This is a genomic window from Shinella yambaruensis (genome assembly GCF_050859155.1).
In the GTDB taxonomy this organism is placed as follows: Bacteria; Pseudomonadota; Alphaproteobacteria; order Rhizobiales; family Rhizobiaceae; genus Shinella; species Shinella yambaruensis.
The window spans coordinates 953,948-970,521 of record NZ_CP150638.1 but is presented as its reverse complement, the minus strand read 5'-3'; the positions used below and the strand labels follow the sequence as shown (position 1 = coordinate 970,521).

Annotated in this window: 15 protein-coding genes and 1 pseudogene; 5 read left to right on the top strand and 11 right to left on the bottom strand. The window is 63.6% G+C overall.

Features of this window, described 5'->3' with window-relative positions; genetic code table 11:
- The first annotated feature begins 302 nt into the window (after positions 1–302).
- The 3 genes and pseudogenes from WMC41_RS04730 to WMC41_RS04720 all read left to right on the top strand — a co-directional run bounded on the left by WMC41_RS04730 (position 303) and on the right by WMC41_RS04720 (position 3,954).
- Positions 303–2,138, top strand: a pseudogene (locus tag WMC41_RS04730) (methyl-accepting chemotaxis protein).
- Positions 2,139–2,341: 203 nt separating this feature from the next.
- Positions 2,342–3,079 carry an SDR family NAD(P)-dependent oxidoreductase gene (locus WMC41_RS04725; RefSeq protein WP_432347175.1) on the top strand — a complete coding sequence of 246 codons (738 nt, stop codon included), beginning with the start codon at positions 2,342–2,344 and terminating at the stop codon, positions 3,077–3,079.
- 131 nt (positions 3,080–3,210) lie between these two features.
- The gene (locus tag WMC41_RS04720) at positions 3,211–3,954 is read left to right on the top strand and encodes a FadR/GntR family transcriptional regulator (protein ID WP_245082429.1); all 744 of its coding nucleotides are present in this window, start codon (positions 3,211–3,213) and stop codon (positions 3,952–3,954) included.
- 27 nt (positions 3,955–3,981) lie between these two features.
- On the opposite strand, the gene WMC41_RS04715 is transcribed toward WMC41_RS04720, so the two are convergent.
- The 11 genes from WMC41_RS04715 to WMC41_RS04665 all read right to left on the bottom strand — a co-directional run bounded on the left by WMC41_RS04715 (position 3,982) and on the right by WMC41_RS04665 (position 14,055).
- Positions 3,982–4,686: a carbonic anhydrase gene (locus WMC41_RS04715; protein WP_432347174.1), complete on the bottom strand. Its 705-nt coding sequence runs from the start codon at positions 4,684–4,686 to the stop codon at positions 3,982–3,984.
- A gap of 21 nt (positions 4,687–4,707) precedes the next feature.
- Positions 4,708–5,913, bottom strand: coding sequence for a 3-oxoadipyl-CoA thiolase (pcaF, locus tag WMC41_RS04710; protein WP_432347173.1), 1,206 nt, complete (start codon positions 5,911–5,913; stop codon positions 4,708–4,710).
- A 71-nt stretch (positions 5,914–5,984) separates the two neighbouring features.
- On the bottom strand, positions 5,985–6,689 hold the full coding sequence (locus WMC41_RS04705) for a CoA transferase subunit B (RefSeq protein WP_432347172.1): 705 nt from the start codon (positions 6,687–6,689) through the stop codon (positions 5,985–5,987).
- A complete protein-coding gene (locus tag WMC41_RS04700; RefSeq protein ID WP_432347171.1) occupies positions 6,686–7,393 on the bottom strand; it encodes a 3-oxoacid CoA-transferase subunit A in 708 nt (235 codons plus the stop codon). Before WMC41_RS04700 ends, WMC41_RS04705 begins: the two co-directional genes overlap by 4 nt.
- 118 nt (positions 7,394–7,511) lie before the next feature.
- A complete protein-coding gene (locus WMC41_RS04695) occupies positions 7,512–8,273 on the bottom strand; it encodes an IclR family transcriptional regulator domain-containing protein (protein WP_432347170.1) in 762 nt (253 codons plus the stop codon).
- Between the two features lie 103 nt (positions 8,274–8,376).
- On the bottom strand, positions 8,377–9,399 hold the full coding sequence (locus WMC41_RS04690; protein ID WP_432347169.1) for an NAD(P)H-quinone oxidoreductase: 1,023 nt from the start codon (positions 9,397–9,399) through the stop codon (positions 8,377–8,379).
- A 43-nt stretch (positions 9,400–9,442) separates the two neighbouring features.
- The gene (locus tag WMC41_RS04685) at positions 9,443–10,096 is read right to left on the bottom strand and encodes an ABC transporter ATP-binding protein (RefSeq protein ID WP_432347168.1); all 654 of its coding nucleotides are present in this window, start codon (positions 10,094–10,096) and stop codon (positions 9,443–9,445) included.
- 4 nt (positions 10,097–10,100) lie between these two features.
- On the bottom strand, positions 10,101–10,850 hold the full coding sequence (locus WMC41_RS04680) for an ABC transporter ATP-binding protein (RefSeq protein ID WP_432347167.1): 750 nt from the start codon (positions 10,848–10,850) through the stop codon (positions 10,101–10,103).
- Entirely contained in the window at positions 10,847–11,812 is a 966-nt protein-coding gene (locus tag WMC41_RS04675) for a branched-chain amino acid ABC transporter permease (protein WP_432347166.1), read from the bottom strand. The genes WMC41_RS04680 and WMC41_RS04675 overlap by 4 nt, the downstream gene beginning before the upstream one ends.
- Positions 11,809–12,705, bottom strand: coding sequence for a branched-chain amino acid ABC transporter permease (locus tag WMC41_RS04670; protein WP_432347165.1), 897 nt, complete (start codon positions 12,703–12,705; stop codon positions 11,809–11,811). The genes WMC41_RS04675 and WMC41_RS04670 overlap by 4 nt, the downstream gene beginning before the upstream one ends.
- Before the next feature lie 60 nt (positions 12,706–12,765).
- Positions 12,766–14,055: an ABC transporter substrate-binding protein gene (locus WMC41_RS04665; RefSeq protein ID WP_432347164.1), complete on the bottom strand. Its 1,290-nt coding sequence runs from the start codon at positions 14,053–14,055 to the stop codon at positions 12,766–12,768.
- Positions 14,056–14,524: 469 nt separating this feature from the next.
- Between WMC41_RS04665 and WMC41_RS04660 the strand changes: the two genes are divergently transcribed.
- Entirely contained in the window at positions 14,525–16,066 is a 1,542-nt protein-coding gene (locus WMC41_RS04660; RefSeq protein WP_432347163.1) for a pyruvate carboxylase subunit B, read from the top strand.
- Positions 16,053–16,574: an acetyl-CoA carboxylase biotin carboxyl carrier protein gene (accB, locus tag WMC41_RS04655; RefSeq protein WP_432347162.1), complete on the top strand. Its 522-nt coding sequence runs from the start codon at positions 16,053–16,055 to the stop codon at positions 16,572–16,574. The genes WMC41_RS04660 and accB overlap by 14 nt, the downstream gene beginning before the upstream one ends.

Below are 16,574 nucleotides of genomic sequence, written 5' to 3'. Positions count from 1 at the left end.
AACCATAACCTTCAACCAAGGCTGAGGGTCAAGCTCAGCCTCTCTGGATCATCGTGCCGTCGAATGTGAAAAACCACGACGAAAAGGGCAATTCCGTGCGAATATCGAACTTCGTTCATGCCACCCGTCTTTGTACTTTTCGCGCGCACCAGAATTAAAATTTTATTCAGGCGTCAAGCATCAAGGTGAGCCCATAGCGTAATGCTCGCGCTCATCTTGCGCAGGATGCGTGCTCTCGAAATCAATATTCTCCCTGACCGGCTCCCGTCGGGAGACTTCGGCTGCCTGAAAGTGTGTCGACTATGAAGAATCTGAGAATATCCCGCCAGTTGCTGTGTATGGTCGCCGTTCTCATGGCGGCCTTCGCCGCGGTGACCTATTATCAGGTCCGAACCTCCATCAGCGCCATCTACAAGGAGCGTTACGATATGCTCCGCACGCAAGTGGAATCGGGGCTCTCCATCCTGCAGCTTTACCACGACCGCGAGAAAGCAGGCGAGCTTAGCCGTGAAGAGGCCCAGCGCCAGGCTTATGCAGTCGCCGCCGCCGTGACGTTCGAGCCGGCGGGTTATCTTTGGGCATTCGACTCCGACATCACGGTCCGGTTCCACTACAATGCCCCGCTTGTCGGCATGAACTTCAAAGGCCAGCCGGACAAGAAAGGCAACCTGTTCCGCGAGGACATGCTCGCCAAAGCGCAAGCCGGCGGAGGCATCACCCTCTATTACTGGGAGAAGCCGGGCGAGCCGGCGGGTGAATTCTTCGAGAAGGCAACCTATTCCCGCATCTTCGAGCCCTGGCAGATCGTCGTCGCGACGGGCGTCTATACCGACGATCTGGAGGCGGTGATCAACAAGACGATCCTGGAAGTCACCGCCGCCTGGCTCGTCGCCTTCCTCCTTTCGCTTGCGGCCGCATTCGTCGTGATGCGCAACATCACCAAGCCGCTCGCCGCCGTTCATGCCGCCCTGCAGGCCGTCGCCGATGAAGACGTCGAAACGGCGATCCCGCACACAGGAATGTCGAACGAGGTCGGCACCATGGCGAAGGCCACGCAGGCCCTGCAGGAAAAAATCCGCGAGCGCCATGCCATGGCCGAACGCGAGGAACGCCAGCGGCAGGAACTCGACCGCGAGCGTCAGCAGAACTACGAACTGCAGGAAAGGGATGCGGCAAGCTAGGCACGCGTGGTCTCGGCGATCGGCGAGGCCCTGGAGAGGCTCGCGACGAGCGATCTCACGGTCCGATGCGGCGACCTCGGCCCGTCCTATGAAACCCTTCGCGCCAACTTCAATCAAGCGCTCGACCATCTCGAAGCCGCCATGACGAAGGTCAACGCGAAGGGGATCGACATCGGCGGCGCCAAGGAGGAAATCCGCCGGGCCTCCAACGAACTGTCCCAGCGCACCGAACGCCAAGCCGCGAACCTCGAGGAAACGTCGGCCGCTCTCGATGAACTGACCGTGACCGTGCGGCAGACGGCCGAGGGAGCAAGCGATGCCTCCCAGCGCGTCAAATCGGTCAGCACCGAGGCGAGCCGGTCCGATCTGATCGTGGCGGAAGCGATCGAGGCGATGAACGGCATCGAGACCTCATCCGAAGAAATCTCCAAGATCATCGGCGTCATCGACGAGATCGCGTTCCAGACGAACCTGCTCGCCCTCAATGCGGGGGTCGAAGCCGCCCGCGCCGGCGACTCCGGCAAGGGATTTGCAGTCGTCGCACAGGAGGTGCGGGAACTCGCGCAGCGATCCGCAGCCGCCGCCAAGGAGATAAAGGACCAGATTTCCCGCTCCTCCGGCCAGGTGCAGAACGGCGTGCGCCTCGTCCGGGAAACGGGCGAGGCCCTGAAGCGCATTTCCGGGCAGGTTGCCGCTGCCAGCGACATCGTCGGAAAGATCGCCTATTCCGCTTCGGAGCAGGATGTGACGCTTCGATCGATCTCCACGTCGCTGAACCAGCTAGATGCAGCCACGCAGCGCAATGCCGCCATGGCGGAGGAAACTACGGCCTCGGCAGAGGCCCTCGCCGCGGACACTGACGAACTCCTCCACCTCATCCGGTCGTTCCGCGTCAGCCGTTTCGATGCCGGCGCGGACCTCCATGAGCTGTCGCAGCGCATGCGCAAGGCGAGTTGATGGCGAGCCGGGTGGCGTCTTCCCGGCAAGGCGCCGCCCAAGCAGCATGGCGATGAATTTCTTGGGGGCGGCTTCGCGCAAGGCGAGCCGCCCCATGTCGATTCCATGCCACGGAATGGCACACACCCTTGACTTCTCACCAGTCATAGAGCGACTGTCGGACAATAGGTCAATAAGATACCATTGTGTGATGAAAAGGGACGATGAGCGGACGCTGCTTTGTTGTGACCGGCGCCTCAAGCGGGCTCGGTGAACATTTCTCCCGCACCCTGGCGGCCGAGGGCCATCGGGTCGTGATGCTGGCGCGCAGGAGTGAAGTCCTCGCGCGCATCGTAGAAGACATCACCGCGTCGGGCGGGGCTGCGGAAAGCATAGCCGTGGATGTTGCAGATGCTGGCTCCGTCCAGTCGGCTTTCGAACGGATCGACGGGAAGATCGACGTACTGGTAAACAATGCCGGCGTCAGCGTCGAGACATTCGCCTTGGACACGAGCCACGAGGACCTTGACCGCGTTATAGACACGAATTTGAAGGGCGTCTTTCTCGTTGCGCAGGCGGCTGCGCGGAGGATGCAGGAGACCGGAGGCGGAGCGATCGTCAACGTCGCCTCGATCCTCGGTCTACGGGTTACAAGCAAGGTCGCCGCCTATGCGGCATCGAAAGCAGCCGTCGTGCAACTCACCAGGTCCCTCGCCCTTGAATGGGCTCGCCACGGCATCAGGGTCAACGCCCTCTGCCCCGGCTATATCGAGACGCCGCTGAACCGGGAGTTCTTCGCGACAGACGCGGGGCAGAGATTGATCAAGCGGATTCCTCAGGGACGGCTGGGCCGGATGTCGGACCTCGACGAACCGCTGCGGCTGCTGTGTTCCGACCGCGCGACATATATCACCGGCACCACTCTTGCGGTTGACGGAGGCCATCTCGTTTCAGGACTTTGACGCCCTCGTCGGCAGTGAAACCGGCTGACATTCACGGTTGCTGCGATTAAGCTGCAATTTCAACCAAAAGACCACAGTATTCGAGAAACGGAGCATAGCCGCGGATGGCAACTTCACCGCCAGAGCCCACCTTGATCCAGATCGACCGCGATCCGACCTACAAGAGGGTCGCCAAGGCGATCGAGCAGGCGATCATGAGTGGCCGGCTCAAGTCGGGCGACAAGCTTCCCACGGAGACGGAACTGGCCGCGCAGCTCGGCGTCAACCGCTCGACGGTCCGCGAAGGGATCAGGGCGCTGGAAAACTCCGATCTGGTAACGCGGGTCGGCGGCAAGCGGCTGGTCGTCCAGGTTCCGCAGGCCAGCGAGATCGCGCGCGTCAACACGCGCGCGCTCGGGCTCATGCATGTCAGCTTCCTCGACCTGTGGGAAATGCAGCTTCAGATCGAGCCGTTCGCCGCCCATGCGGCCGCGCAAAGGATAGAGCCGGAGGTAAGGGAGGCGCTGCGCGAAAACGTCGCCCGCCTGAACGAGCATATCGAGGATGACGACAAGGTCATCGAGTACGATATCGAGTTTCACCGGCTCGTCGCGCAGGCCGCCTCCAATGCCGTGCTCGGCCTGGTCAGCGAACCGATCCGGATGTTGCTCTTCTCCGCCACGGTCGGCCTTTATGACGCGGTCCCCCAGGCGCGCCATCGTCTGCTTGCCGCGCATCGGTCGATCCTCGCAGAGATCGAAAGAGGAGACAGCCGAGCGGCGCAACATTGGATGGCGCGCCACATAGAAGACTTCAAACGCGGGTATGAAGTTGCCGGTTTCGACCTGCATGCGCCGATCCCGATAGACCCGCGCCGGCAGGAGCAACTTGGATAACGCGGCAGGGGTGCAGCAAGCGAATGCTCACGCCGATGCCCTGACGCGTTCGGATGCTGTGTTGGGGGGCGACTCTTCCGTCATGCCGATACCGTCGGCATCCGGACGACGGAAGTCGCCGGTCCTGTCGTCCATCACCCAGAGCTCACCGGTCGAGATGTCGAACCAGGCTCCATGGACGCGCACCTTGCCCTGTTCTTCCAGGGCGCAGACATAGGGAAAGGTGCGAAGGTTGTTAATCGAGTTTCGGATCGACACGCGCTCCAGAGCCGTCTGCCGCTCTCCCTGGGTCATCAGGTGCGTGCCCTTTATCTGCGCGGCCGCCGGTTGCAGGAGGGCCATCCATCGGCCGATGAAATCGCCGGGCGACAGGGGCTCGGCGGCGGGGTCGAGTGCCGCCTTGATGCCGCCGCACCGCCCATGACCCATGACGACGATGTTTTCGATCTTCAGGACCTGGATCGCATATTCGAGCGCCGCCGAGGTGGCATGGAAATGGCCGTCCGGCTCATAGGGCGGCACCATGTTGGCGACATTTCGGACGACGAAGAGCTCACCAGGGCCACAATCGAAAATTGTCTCCGGCGCGGAACGGGAATCGCAGCAGGCAATGACGAGCGTGTGCGGCGCCTGCCCGTCCTCCGCCAGCGTACGGTAGCGGCAGCGTTCATGGATAAACCGCCGCTCCATGAAATTGCGGTAGCCTCTCAAAAGGATATCCGGAAAGCCCATCCTGTCGCCCCTCTTCCGCCGTCAGACCCGTTCGAGCGCGACGGCGATGCCCTGCCCGACGCCGATGCACATGGTCGAGAGCGATCGTTTCTTTCCGGTGAGGCTGAGTTCAAGCGCCGCCGTCCCGGTGATGCGGGCGCCAGACATGCCGAGGGGATGGCCGAGCGCGATGGCGCCGCCGTTCGGATTGACGTGCTCCGCGTCGTCGGCGATGGCGAGCTGGCGCAGCGTCGCCAGGCCCTGGGAGGCGAAGGCTTCGTTGAGCTCGATCACGTCGAAGTCGGTCGGTTTCAGGCCGAGGCGGGCGCAGAGGCGTTCGGTGGCCGCGACCGGGCCGATGCCCATGATGCGCGGCGGAACGCCGGCCATCGCGCCGCCGAGGATGCGGGCGATGGGGGTGAGGCCATATTTCTTGACTGCCGCCGCCGAGGCGATGACCAGCGCCGCCGCCCCGTCGTTGACACCCGACGCATTGCCCGCCGTCACCGTGCCGCCGTCCTTGCGGAAGGGCGTGCCGAGCCTGGCGAGCGCCTCGATGGTCGTCGCGCGCGGATGCTCGTCCTTCTCCACCATGACCGGATCGCCCTTCCTCTGCGGGATGGTGACGGGCGTGATCTCCTTCGCCAGCCGCCCGTTCGCCTGCGCCGCGGCGGCCTTTTGCTGCGAGCGCAGGGCAAAGGCGTCCTGGTCCTCACGGGAGATGGAAAAATCCTCGGCGACGTTCTCGCCGGTCTCGGGCATGGAATCGACGCCGTACTGTTTCTTCATCAGCGGATTGACGAAGCGCCAGCCGATGGTGGTGTCGTGGATCTCGGCATTGCGCGAGAAGGCACTTTCGGCCTTGGGCAGCACGAAGGGCGCGCGGCTCATGCTCTCCACGCCGCCGGCGACGATCAGCTCCGCCTCGCCGGCCTTGATGGCTCTAGCGGCGGCGATGACCGCGTCCATGCCGGAGCCGCAGAGCCGATTGATCGTCGTGCCGGAGACGGAGACGGGAAGGCCGGCCAGGAGCGCGGACATGCGCGCGACATTGCGGTTGTCCTCGCCCGCCTGGTTGGCGCAGCCGAAGATGACGTCGTCGACGGCTTCCCAGTCGATGCCGGCATTCCTTGCCATCAGCGCCTTCAGCGGGATGGCGCCGAGATCGTCGGTGCGCACGGAGGAAAGCGCACCGCCGAAGCGGCCGATGGGCGTGCGGATATAGTCGCAGATATAGGCTTCGGACATGGTGTTCCCCTCAAGCAGTTCCAGCAGACGTGCGCAGCGGCTTTGCGGCCGGAAGTGCGTACAACACTGTTCTAGAGTTGCGGCACGATGAGATCGGCGACATCGCCGTCGACATGCAGCCTGGCGCCGGTCATCGCCTGCAACTCCTCGATCGTCATGCCCGGCAGTTTCTCGCGCAGCACGAAGCGACCGCCGGAGACGTCGATGACGGCATGGCTGGTATAGACGCGCGTGATGCAGCCGACGCCGGTGAGCGGGAAGGTGCAGCGCTCGACGAGCTTCGGCTCGCCCTTCTTCGTGACGTGCTCGGTGATGACGACGACCTGTTTTGCGCCATGCACGAGGTCCATCGCCCCGCCGACGGCCGGAACGCCCTTGGAGCCGACGCGCCAGTTGGCGAGGTCGCCGTTCTCGGCCACCTGGTAGGCGCCGAGGATGGCGACGTCGAGATGGCCGCTGCGCACCATGGCAAAACTGTCGGCATGGTGGAAGAAGGCCGAGCCGGGCTTCAGCGTCACCGCCTTCTTGCCGGCATTGATCAGGTCCCAGTCCTCCTCGCCTTCCGGCGGCGCCTCGCCGAAGTCGAGGATGCCGTTCTCCGTGTGGAAGATCGCCGCGCGGCCTTCCGGCTGGTAGCGGGCGACCATTTCCGGAAAACCGATGCCGAGGTTGACATAGGCGCCGTCGAAAATGTCCTGCGCGGCGCGCCAGGCGATCTGGGCGTTGGAGAGTTTTATGTCCTCGCGGGTGTTCATGGGGTGCGTATCGACGGTCATGCGTAGGCCACTCCTGCGCGGATGAGGTCTTCTTCCTGCTTCGGCTCGGCAACCTCGACGATGCCGTCGACGAAGATGCCGGGGGTGACGACGTGCTCCGGGTCGATGCCGCCCGTCGGCACCAGCCGGCTCACCTGCACGATGGTCTTCGCCGCCGCCATGCACATCAGCGGGCTGAAATTGCGGGCGGCCTTGTTGTAGGTGAGGTTGCCGTGGGTGTCGCCGACATGCGCCTTGATCAGCGCGACGTCCGCCTTCAGCCAGCGCTCCTGCACGTACATGCGGCCGTCGAACTCCGCCGTCGGCTTGCCCTCGGCCAGTTCCGTGCCGAAACTCGTCGGCGTGTAGAAGGCGGGGATGCCGGCGCCGCCGGCGCGGATGCGCTCGGCGAGCGTGCCCTGCGGCACCAGCTCCAGCTCGATCTTTCCGGCGAGATACCGGTCGGTGAAGGCGCGCGGATCGGTCGAGCGGGGGAAGGAGCAGATCATCTTGCGCACCATCCCCGCATCGATCATCGCGGCAATGCCGATGCGGCCGTTGCCGGCATTGTTGTTGATGACCGTCAGGTCCTTCGGTCCCTTGTCGATGAGGGCGTGGATCAGCTCGATCGGCGCGCCCGAGCCGCCGAAGCCGCCGATCATCACGACAGCGCCGTCGCCGATGCACGATACGGCTGCCTCCAGGCTTGCAAGTGTCTTGTCCATGGTGTTTTCAATGCGGCGGATAGAACCGCCCCTCCGTTAGAATATCGATGCGGCAAGCGAAGCGGCGATGTTCGCCCGTCCGGCTCCGCATGTGCCCGGCGGCGTTGTTTCCTTGGCGTTACAATGACAGGGTCGCGAATTCCTTCTGAACGCGAAGCAGCGATGGCAGGAACTCCTGGACCGCATCCTCCATGCGCACGATCGCTGCGGGCAGCCCCGTGTTCAAAGCCGCGACCGTCCTGCCACGCGTGTTCTTCAGCGGAACAGCGATCGACCTGAGGCCGATCTCGACCTCCTGGTCTATCTGGGCATAGCCAAGCTGGCGCACACGGGCCAACTCCTCCATGATCCCCTTGAGGCTCGTCTGCGTGAACTCGGTGCGCCGGGTCAGCGTCGAGGCTTCCAGAACGCCCTGCGCCTCCGCTTCGGGCAGCGCGGCCAGCAGAACGCGCCCCATGGAGGTGCAATAGGCAGGCAGGCGGGAACCCGGCATCAGCGCGATCGACATGACGCGGGTCTGCGCGGCCCGGGCGATATAGACGATTTCCGTATGATCCAGGATCGAGACGGACGTGCTCTGCCTTATCTCCTCGGAAACCTCGTCCAGCATCGGCTGGACGATCTTGTGGAGAGGCATGGATGCGAGGCAGCCCGTCCCCAAGCGCAGGACGCGCGGCGTGATGGTGAAGAACTTCCCGTCATAGGCGCAGTAGCCGAGTTCCGCCAAAGTGAGCAGGCAGCGGCGTGTCGTGGCGCGGTCGAGGCCGATGCGCCCGGCAGCCTGCGTGATGCTGAGCTTCGGGGCTTCCGCCGTGAAGGCCTCGATCACCCGCAGGCCTTTCGCAAGGCCTCCCATCAAATCGCGCTTGTTTGCGGTCAATATCCTGCCTCCCGTATCGGGCGCCTTGCCGGGCCTTCGCAAAGGCCCGGGCATGGTGAGGTTTCGACGAAAAGACGATTGCCGGATTCCGTGGTAGCGACGCTCACCCGCCGCCGGCGGTGGCGTCGGCTTCCGCGGTCATCGCCAGAACGATCTTGCCGACATGGCTGCCCCCATCCATCCGGGTATGGGCGTCGGCGACCTTTTCGAAGGGAAAGACGCTGTCGATCACCGGCAAGGCCCGCCGCGCCGCCAGGAGCGGCATGACATGCTCTTCCAGGGCGCGGGCAAGGCGGGCCTTCATGGCGACGGGGCGGGCGCGCAAGGTCGAACCGGTCATCGTCACCCGCTTGAACAGAAGCGGAGCGAGGTCGATATTGGCGCGGCTGCCGTACTGGAAGGCGATCTGGGAAATCCGCCCGTCAAGCGCGATCAGGTCGAGATTCTTCTGGAAATAGGGCGCGCCCACCATGTCGAGGATCACATCGGGCCCGCGGCCCTCGGTCAGCCGCCACCCCTCCTCCACGAAATCCGCAGTCCGGTAGTTGATCGCATGATCGGCGCCCATCTCCAGGCAGGCCGCGCATTTCTCGTCCGAGCCGGCCGTGGCGATCACGCGCCGCCCCCCGAGCGCTTTCGCCACCTGTATCACCGTCGAGCCGATGCCGGAGGTGCCGCCATGCACGAGAAGCGTCTCGCCATCGGCAAGGCCGGCGCGCTCGAAGACATTGCTCCAGACCGTGAAATAGGTCTCGGGCACGGCACCCGCCTCGATGAAGCTCATCCCCGCCGGAATGGCGATAGCGACATCCTCGTGTACCACGGCACGTTCGGCATAGGCGCCGGAGGCGACCAGCGCCAGCACCCGGTCGCCCGGCGCAAAGCGCGTCACGTCGGTTCCGACCGCCTCGACGGTCCCCGCCAGTTCCAGTCCGAGCACGTCGCTCGCGCCGGGCGGAGGCGCATAGTTGCCCTGCCGCTGCATCACGTCGGGCCGGTTTATCCCCGCCGCGTGAACCCGCACCACCATGTCGTTCGGACCAGGCGCCGGCAAGGCGCGCTCGACGATGCGCAGGACTTCGGGACCTCCGGCCCCATCGGCGATGACGGATCGTGTCGTTTGCATGAGATGATATCCTTTCTATCGGAAGAGGGTCTTGCGCCGGGCGTCACGCCGCGCTCGCCGTAACGTTCGCACCGCGTTCGATGCGCCAGACCTGGTCGAGCAGGCTTTCGGAATGGGTGATCTCGGACATGCTCATGATGGTCGAGAGGCTCTCGCTCCTCAGCGAGGAAATCACCTCGGAGAGGCGCTGGGCGAGCGCCGGGGCGACGCCCTCGAAGGGCTCGTCGAGCAGGAGAAGCCGGGTGCCGACGGTGAGCGCGCGGCCGAGCGCCACCAGTTTCTGCTGGCCGCCCGACAGGAGAAGCGCCTTGCGGTCGGCCATCGGCATCAGTTCCGGCATGATGTCGTAGACGAGCTTCAGCCGCGCCTTGCCGTCGATGCCGCGCATCACCCATGTCGGCAGGAGGATGTTCTCCTCGACCGTCAGGTCCGGGATCAGCCCCCGGGTTTCCGGCATGTAGCCGAGGCCCAACGCCGGGCGGCGATGAACGTCGACCTTCTCCAGGTTCTCACCATTGAGGGTGACGGAGCCGCCGCCGAGCCTGGCGAGGCCCATGATGGCGCGCATCACGGTGGTCTTGCCGGCCCCGTTGCGGCCGACCAGGCCGATCATCGATCCGGCGGGCACATCCATCGAGAAGTTGCGGACCGCCTCGACCTGGCCGATTTTCACGTTGATGTCACGAATGGTCAGCATCGCCCTACCTCGCCGTTCCGGTGACGTATTTCTGCACGGCGGGGTCGTTCAGCACCTCGTCGGGCGCATCGTCCGCGATGATCTCGCCGGAGTAGAAGGCAAGCACCCGGTCGGCGTAACGCGTCACGATCTCCATGTCGTGCTCGACGAAGATCACCGCGGAGCGTTCCCCCTCAAGCGCGGCCATGACCTTGTCCATCAGCGGGAACTTCTCCTCCGTGCTGACGCCCGATGTCGGCTCGTCGAGCAGGAACACGCGCGGGCGGCTGGCAAGCGACATCGCGATATCGATCAGCTTGCGCACCCCGCCCGGCAATTCGTTCACGGGACGGCCGGCGTAGCGCTCCAGCCCGAAGCGCTCCAGCATCTCGACGGCCCTGTCGAGCGAGTCTCTGGTGCGCGCCGGACGAAAGACCGACCCGCCGTCGCCCGCGATCTCCAGTGCCACGAGGATGTTGTCGACCGGCGTCATGGCCTCGCAGAGCTGCGGGATCTGGAAGGAGCGGCCAAGGCCTGCCCGCGTGATGAGCCGCGGCGGCAGGCGGGTGATGTCCTTGCCGTCCAGCTTCACCTGGCCGGCATCGGGCTTGAGATAGCCCGTCACCATGTTGACGAAGGTGGTCTTGCCCGCGCCGTTGGAGCCGATCAGCGACAACCGGGCGGAGGGCATGACCTCCACGTTCAGGTTGTTGGCGGCGACCAGCGCGCCGAAGGATTTCATGAGGCCCTTTACCTCGAGGACTGCACCGCTCACGTCGCTGGCTCCTTGATGCTGCGGATTGCATGGCTTCTCGCCGGCTTCGCCCACATCGACCCCACGCCGCGCGGCAGGAAGACGATCACGAGCAGGAGGAAGATGCCGAGCAGCATCTGCCAGCTTTCGGGGAAGTACTGGCCGGAGAAGGACCGGACGAGCTCTGTGACCAGCGCCGTGCCGAAGACGGCCGTCACCGAGGCATAGCCGCCGAGAATGGCGATGAAGACCATCTCGCCCGACGTCGTCCAATAGCTGAAGAAGGGATCGACATGGCCGAGCGCGACGCCGTTCAGCGTGCCGCCGAGCCCGGCCAGGCCTCCGGCGAGGATGAAGCTGCGCGTGCTGACGGAGAACACCGAGGCGCCCAGATATTCGATGCGCAACTCGTTCTCGCGCGCGGCGCTGGCGATGAGGCCGAGGCCGCTGTCGAAATGAACCCGACAGACCGCGGCGGCGAGCGCGGCGGTGACGACGGCGATGGCATAGAGGCCGAAGCCGGTCTCCGCCAGGTGGTAGCCGAGAAGGGTCGGCTTGGGGACGTTGAAGCCGTCCGATCCGCCGATGGCGGCGATCTTGGTGAGGACGCCGTAGGCCACCATCGAAAGCGCCATGGTCAGCATGGCGAAGAAGATGCCGCGATAGCGGGCGACCAGCGGCGAAACCAGAGCGGCGATCAGGCCGCCGGCAATGCAGCCGACGGAAAGCAGCACGATCATGTCCGTGACGCCTGCCCAGTTCGCCATGAGGCCCGAGACATAGGCGCCGCCGCAATAGTAGAGCCCCTGCCCGAAGCTGAGCAGCCCGCCTCTGAGCAGCCCGACGAGGCCGAGTGCAACGAGGCCGAAGCCGACCGCCTTGGTCATAGTGAAGAGGAACCAGGCCGGCACGACGAGACCGATGGCGATGAAGACCAGCGCGCCGAGCGCGGCGAGGCCGAATGTGCGAAGGATCGGGTTCATATCTTGCGCGCCTTGATGGGAGTGAAAAGGCCTTCCGGCCGGAAGATCAGCACGGCCACCATCACGAGGTAGATGATGAAGATCTCGGCTTCGGGAAGCTCGTAGACCGCAAAGGCGCGAGCGATGCCGACGATCAGCGCGCCGATCGCCGCGCCGGGGATCGAGCCGAGGCCGCCGATGATGACGACGGCGAAGCTGACGACGATGACCGAGACGCTGTTGCCCGGCTGCACCGAGATCAACGGGCTCGTGAAGGCGCCGCCGAGCGCGGCGAGGAAGACGCCGACGCCGAAAGCGAGGAGATAGATGCGCGCGATGTTGACGCCCATCGCCTGGCTCACTTCGGGCTCCTTGATCACCGCCAGGGTGATCTTGCCGATCCGCGTACGGTTCAGGCCGAACCAGACGCCGAGACCGCACACGACGGCAAGGCCGATCAGTGCGAGGTCGTAGCCGACATAGAACAGCGAGCCCATCTCCACATTGCCGAGCAGATTACGCGGCTCGAAGACATAGTAGGGGTTCACGCCGAAGATCATCTTCGTCACGTCCTCCAGGATGAGGAACACAGCGTAGGTGATGAGAAGGATCAGCACTTCGTCGCGGCCGTAGAAGTAGCGCAGCAGCCCGCGCTCGATCAGTGGTGCGATCAGGATGGCCACGGCCGCCGCGGCGATGAACATGGCAAGCAAGCTGAACCATTCGGGCATGCCGAGGCCGGCGAAGAAGGGCACGGCGATCGCGGCCCCGTAGGCCCCGAGCGCATAGAGCCCGCCATGAGCGAAGTTGAGGATCTTCAGGACGCCGAAGACGAGCGTCAGCCCGAGCGCGACGATGAAAAGCCAGGAGGCATAGATAAGTCCATCCAGGAGAATGGTGAAAATGAGGTCCATGTCAGAAAACCGATCGTCGGTGTTGCGGGAGGCCGGGGCTGCGCGCCCCGGCTGCCTTGGTCACTCGCAGTTGGAGCCAGGGAAACCAGCCTGGATCCAGTCGATGCTCTTCTGGTCCGCCGGCGGATTCACGCAACGGGCGTCGAAGTGAAGGATGTCGCCGAGGACGATATTGCCTTCCTTGTCCTTCTGGGTGCGTCCGAAGCCAATCGACTGGATCGCCTGATGGCCCTTGCCGTTCGTCATCTCGATCAGGCCCGCGGGGCTCTCCCAGGACAGCCCCGTCATGGCGGCGGAAAGCTGCTCGGAGGACGGCTTGACGCCGCCGTTTTCCTTCATCGCCTTTTCGACGGCGCTCTTCAGGCCGAGAAGCGCCTGCGCCATGCGATAGGGACCCTGCACCGGCACGACGTTTTCGTAGGCCTCGCGATAGGCAGCGTCCCACCAGGTGTTGAGCGCGCTTTCCGGCGCCATGTAGCCGTAGGAGCCGCGCGCGCCGATGATCACGCCCTCGGGCATGTTGTTGCCGAGCGGCGGCAAGACATGGTCTGCGGTGGACAAGGCAACCTGCGCCTGCCTGAAGAGGCCGCGCGGCAGACCCTGCAGGATGAAGGACTGGAGATCGCCGCCCCACAGGGAGGAATGGATGACATCGGCGCGCCTCTGCATGAGCGCAGAGATCTCCGTTCCGTACTGGCCGGCGCCGAACGCCGGGAACAGCTCGGCCGCTACCGTGGCCTCGGGATAGATCCGGCCCATGGCGGCCTTGAAGTCGACCCAGCTATCATGCCCCCAGGCATAGTCCTGATGGATGCCTGCATAGGTCTTGATATCGACGCCGAGCGCCTTCAGATAGCGCACGAGGCCGACATTGTCCTGCGTCGCGGTCGCGGCGGTACGGAAGACGTACTGATAGTCGGCATCCTCGAAGATGCGGGGCGTGCCGCAATCGTAGAGGATGGTGAACGTCTTCAGTTCCTCGGCGACCGGCGCGACGGCAAGGCAGTCGCCCGAACCGACATAGCCGATGACCACGTCGACCTTCTCGCGCTGCACCAGGTTGCGGTATTCCTGAACCTGGACGGTCGCTCCCCCCGCCTCGTCGATCAGGACGGCTTCGATCTGCATGCCGCCCATGCCCGGCGTGTCGTAGGGCGCGGGCACCTCGCCGGCATTGAGCTTCTTGACCAGCAACCGCGCGCCGTCGGCTGCCGGAACGCCGAAGCTCTGCGCCGCCTGCCCGGAAAGGAAGGTGACGATGCCGACCTTGAAGGTGTCCTCGGCAACGGCAGTGCTCGTGCCGGCGATCAGCGCGGCCAACAGTCCGCCAAACTTCACAAAATTTCGCATTCGGTTCTCCTCCCGGTTTGCGTCCGGCCAAACGACATTTGCGGCCGGAATTGATCGCCTCGTCCATTCTTGAGATCGGCGTGCCTCCAGGCGGCCGAACATAGGATCCCGCCTGGACGAGGCCGCCCAGCAAAAAGCCCTCCAAGTCTCCGGCATCACGCCCCATCGGCGCCCGGCCTGCTCCCCAATTCTGGCGAGCTGCATTGTCCGACAAACAGACTATTATCTTTTCGGTCAGACCGTCAATCAGCGGAACGTGCGAAATGCGAACAAATGTCAAATAGCGATTTTTTTGTTGACGGGTGGCTGGTCAGAAAACTAGCTTCACAATCGTAATCTTGCGCATCAGGAGGATATACTTTGCACGATTACACAATCAAACCATTGATCTCACAGAGTTTTTCCAGAGATTTCGATCTCATTCGGAGAATTTTTCATATAGAGATCAAAATTCAACGGGAGTTTTGCTGTGGCTAAAGATCATATTCAGACCATATCACAGATCATGGCCAATGGCGGCCGCCCGGCCGGGAGCATGCGCGAGATCAAAATCGTCGACACGACGTTTCGCGATGGCCAGCAGAGCCTTTGGGCAACGCGCATGCGCACGGAACACATGCTTTCGATGCTTGATGATATCACCGCGGCAGGATATACACAGATCGACCTCGTCGCTCCCATTCAATTCGACGTTTCTGTTCGTTACTTGAAAGAAGACCCTTGGGAGCGCGTAAGACTACTTCACGAGCGCGCGCCGGGCACGAAGTTCCGCGCGCTGATCCGCTCACGGAACATTGCATCCTTCGATTTTCTTCCTGACGATGTTATACAATCATGGGTGGATAGCCTCTATGCGAATGGCTTCCGCGTAATTGGTTCGTTCGATGGCTTGAACGACATCGACAACATCGCGCCGGGGCTGCGCAGGGCCAAGGAGCTGGGTGCTTACACCTTCGGCGCCTTGTCCTATTGCGAGAGCCCGGTCCATACCGACGCGCTCTATATCGCCAAGACCAAGGAGTATCTTGAGAAGACCGATATCGATGCGTTCATGCTCAAGGATGCCGGCGGCCTTCTGACGCCCGAGCGCATCCGTACGCTGGTCCCCGCGATCAAGGATCTGATCGGCGACCGGCCTCTGGAAATCCATAGCCACTGCCTCACGGCGCTTGCCCCGCTGGTCTATCTTGAGGCCGTCGAGCATGGCGTCGACATGCTGCACCTCTCCATCGCGCCGCTGGCGAATGCCAACGGCCAGCCTGCCGTGCAAAGTGTCGTGCGCGACCTGAAGGCGCTCGGCTACGAGGTGAACCTCGACATGGCGCGCATCGCCAAGGTGAGCGAACGGCTTCATCAGATCGCCGAAGACGAAGATAAGCCGCTCGGCGTGCCGGTCGAATACAACGGCCTCCACTACATGCACCAGATTCCCGGCGGCATGTTGTCGAACTTCCAGTCGCAGCTGAAGACGGCCGGCCTTGAGGACCGCTTCGACGAACTCCTGGTGGAAGTCGCCAAGGTCCGCTCGGAACTTGCCTATCCCATCATGATCACGCCGTTCGCGCAGTTCGTCGGCACCCAGGCGGTGCTCAACGTCATCACCGGCGAGCGCTACAAGATCGTGCCGAACGAGATCAAGAAATACGTCCTCGGTTATTACGGCAAGCTGCTGGCGCCGATCGATCCGGAACTGCGCGAGCGTATCATCCGCAACGGCGCCTCCGAAATCGCCGCCGAGCCCAGCCCCATTCCGCCCATGCTGCCCGATCTCGCGGCGCGCTATCCGGACGACGACATCGACACGCTGCTCCTGCGCGCGATGTTCGCGGGGACGCAGGTGGACGAAATGGTGAAGGCCAAGAAGGAAGTCTCCCCGGCTGACGGCGGAAGTTCCCTGCTCGCCCTCATCAAGCGCGCCCACGCGCAAAACACTGGCAAGCGCGCCCTGGCGATCAAAACCGCAAACTTTGAACTGAAACTTGGAGTCGAGAAGGTCAATGCCAATGGATAACGAGGCGATCAAGGAAGTGAACGCGATCCTGAAGTGGATCAATGTCGCTGATGATGTGAAGGACTTTTACCTGAAGGTCGGCGAGGTCGAGATCTCGCTGTCGCGGAACGAGAATTCCTCGTTCTTTGCCGACAGCAAGATCGCAAAGGCGTCCGTTGCCGCATCGGTGCAGGCCGCCCCGGCAACACCTGCCGTCGCGCCCACCGTTCAGCCGGTGGTCCAGGCACCCGCTGCCGCAGCCGATGCCTATGAGCAGCCCGGCGAGAACGAGGTGGTCATCAAGGCACCCATGGTCGGCACCTTCTATGCGGCGTCAAAGCCGGGCGCCCCGGCCTTTGTCAAGGTCGGGGACCGTGTCAAGTCCGACACCGTGCTTTGCATCGTCGAGGTCATGAAGCTGATGAACAATGTCGAAGCCAAGGTTGAGGGCGTCATCGCGAAGATCCTGGTCGAGAACGAGCAGGCCGTCGAATACGGCCAGCCCCTGATGATCATCAGGACCAACTGA

Bases quoted from the DNA above. Each gene is read 5' to 3' on its own strand.
- WMC41_RS04725 (WP_432347175.1), top strand. From the start codon at position 2,342: ATGAGCGGACGCTGCTTTGTTGTGACCGGCGCCTCAAGCGGGCTCGGT.
- WMC41_RS04715 (WP_432347174.1), bottom strand. From the start codon at position 4,686: ATGGGCTTTCCGGATATCCTTTTGAGAGGCTACCGCAATTTCATGGAG.
- pcaF (WP_432347173.1), bottom strand. From the start codon at position 5,913: ATGTCCGAAGCCTATATCTGCGACTATATCCGCACGCCCATCGGCCGC.
- WMC41_RS04705 (WP_432347172.1), bottom strand. From the start codon at position 6,689: ATGACCGTCGATACGCACCCCATGAACACCCGCGAGGACATAAAACTC.
- WMC41_RS04700 (WP_432347171.1), bottom strand. From the start codon at position 7,393: ATGGACAAGACACTTGCAAGCCTGGAGGCAGCCGTATCGTGCATCGGC.
- WMC41_RS04690 (WP_432347169.1), bottom strand. From the start codon at position 9,399: ATGCAAACGACACGATCCGTCATCGCCGATGGGGCCGGAGGTCCCGAA.
- WMC41_RS04685 (WP_432347168.1), bottom strand. From the start codon at position 10,096: ATGCTGACCATTCGTGACATCAACGTGAAAATCGGCCAGGTCGAGGCG.
- WMC41_RS04675 (WP_432347166.1), bottom strand. From the start codon at position 11,812: ATGAACCCGATCCTTCGCACATTCGGCCTCGCCGCGCTCGGCGCGCTG.
- WMC41_RS04670 (WP_432347165.1), bottom strand. From the start codon at position 12,705: ATGGACCTCATTTTCACCATTCTCCTGGATGGACTTATCTATGCCTCC.
- WMC41_RS04665 (WP_432347164.1), bottom strand. From the start codon at position 14,055: ATGCGAAATTTTGTGAAGTTTGGCGGACTGTTGGCCGCGCTGATCGCC.
- accB (WP_432347162.1), top strand. From the start codon at position 16,053: ATGCCAATGGATAACGAGGCGATCAAGGAAGTGAACGCGATCCTGAAG.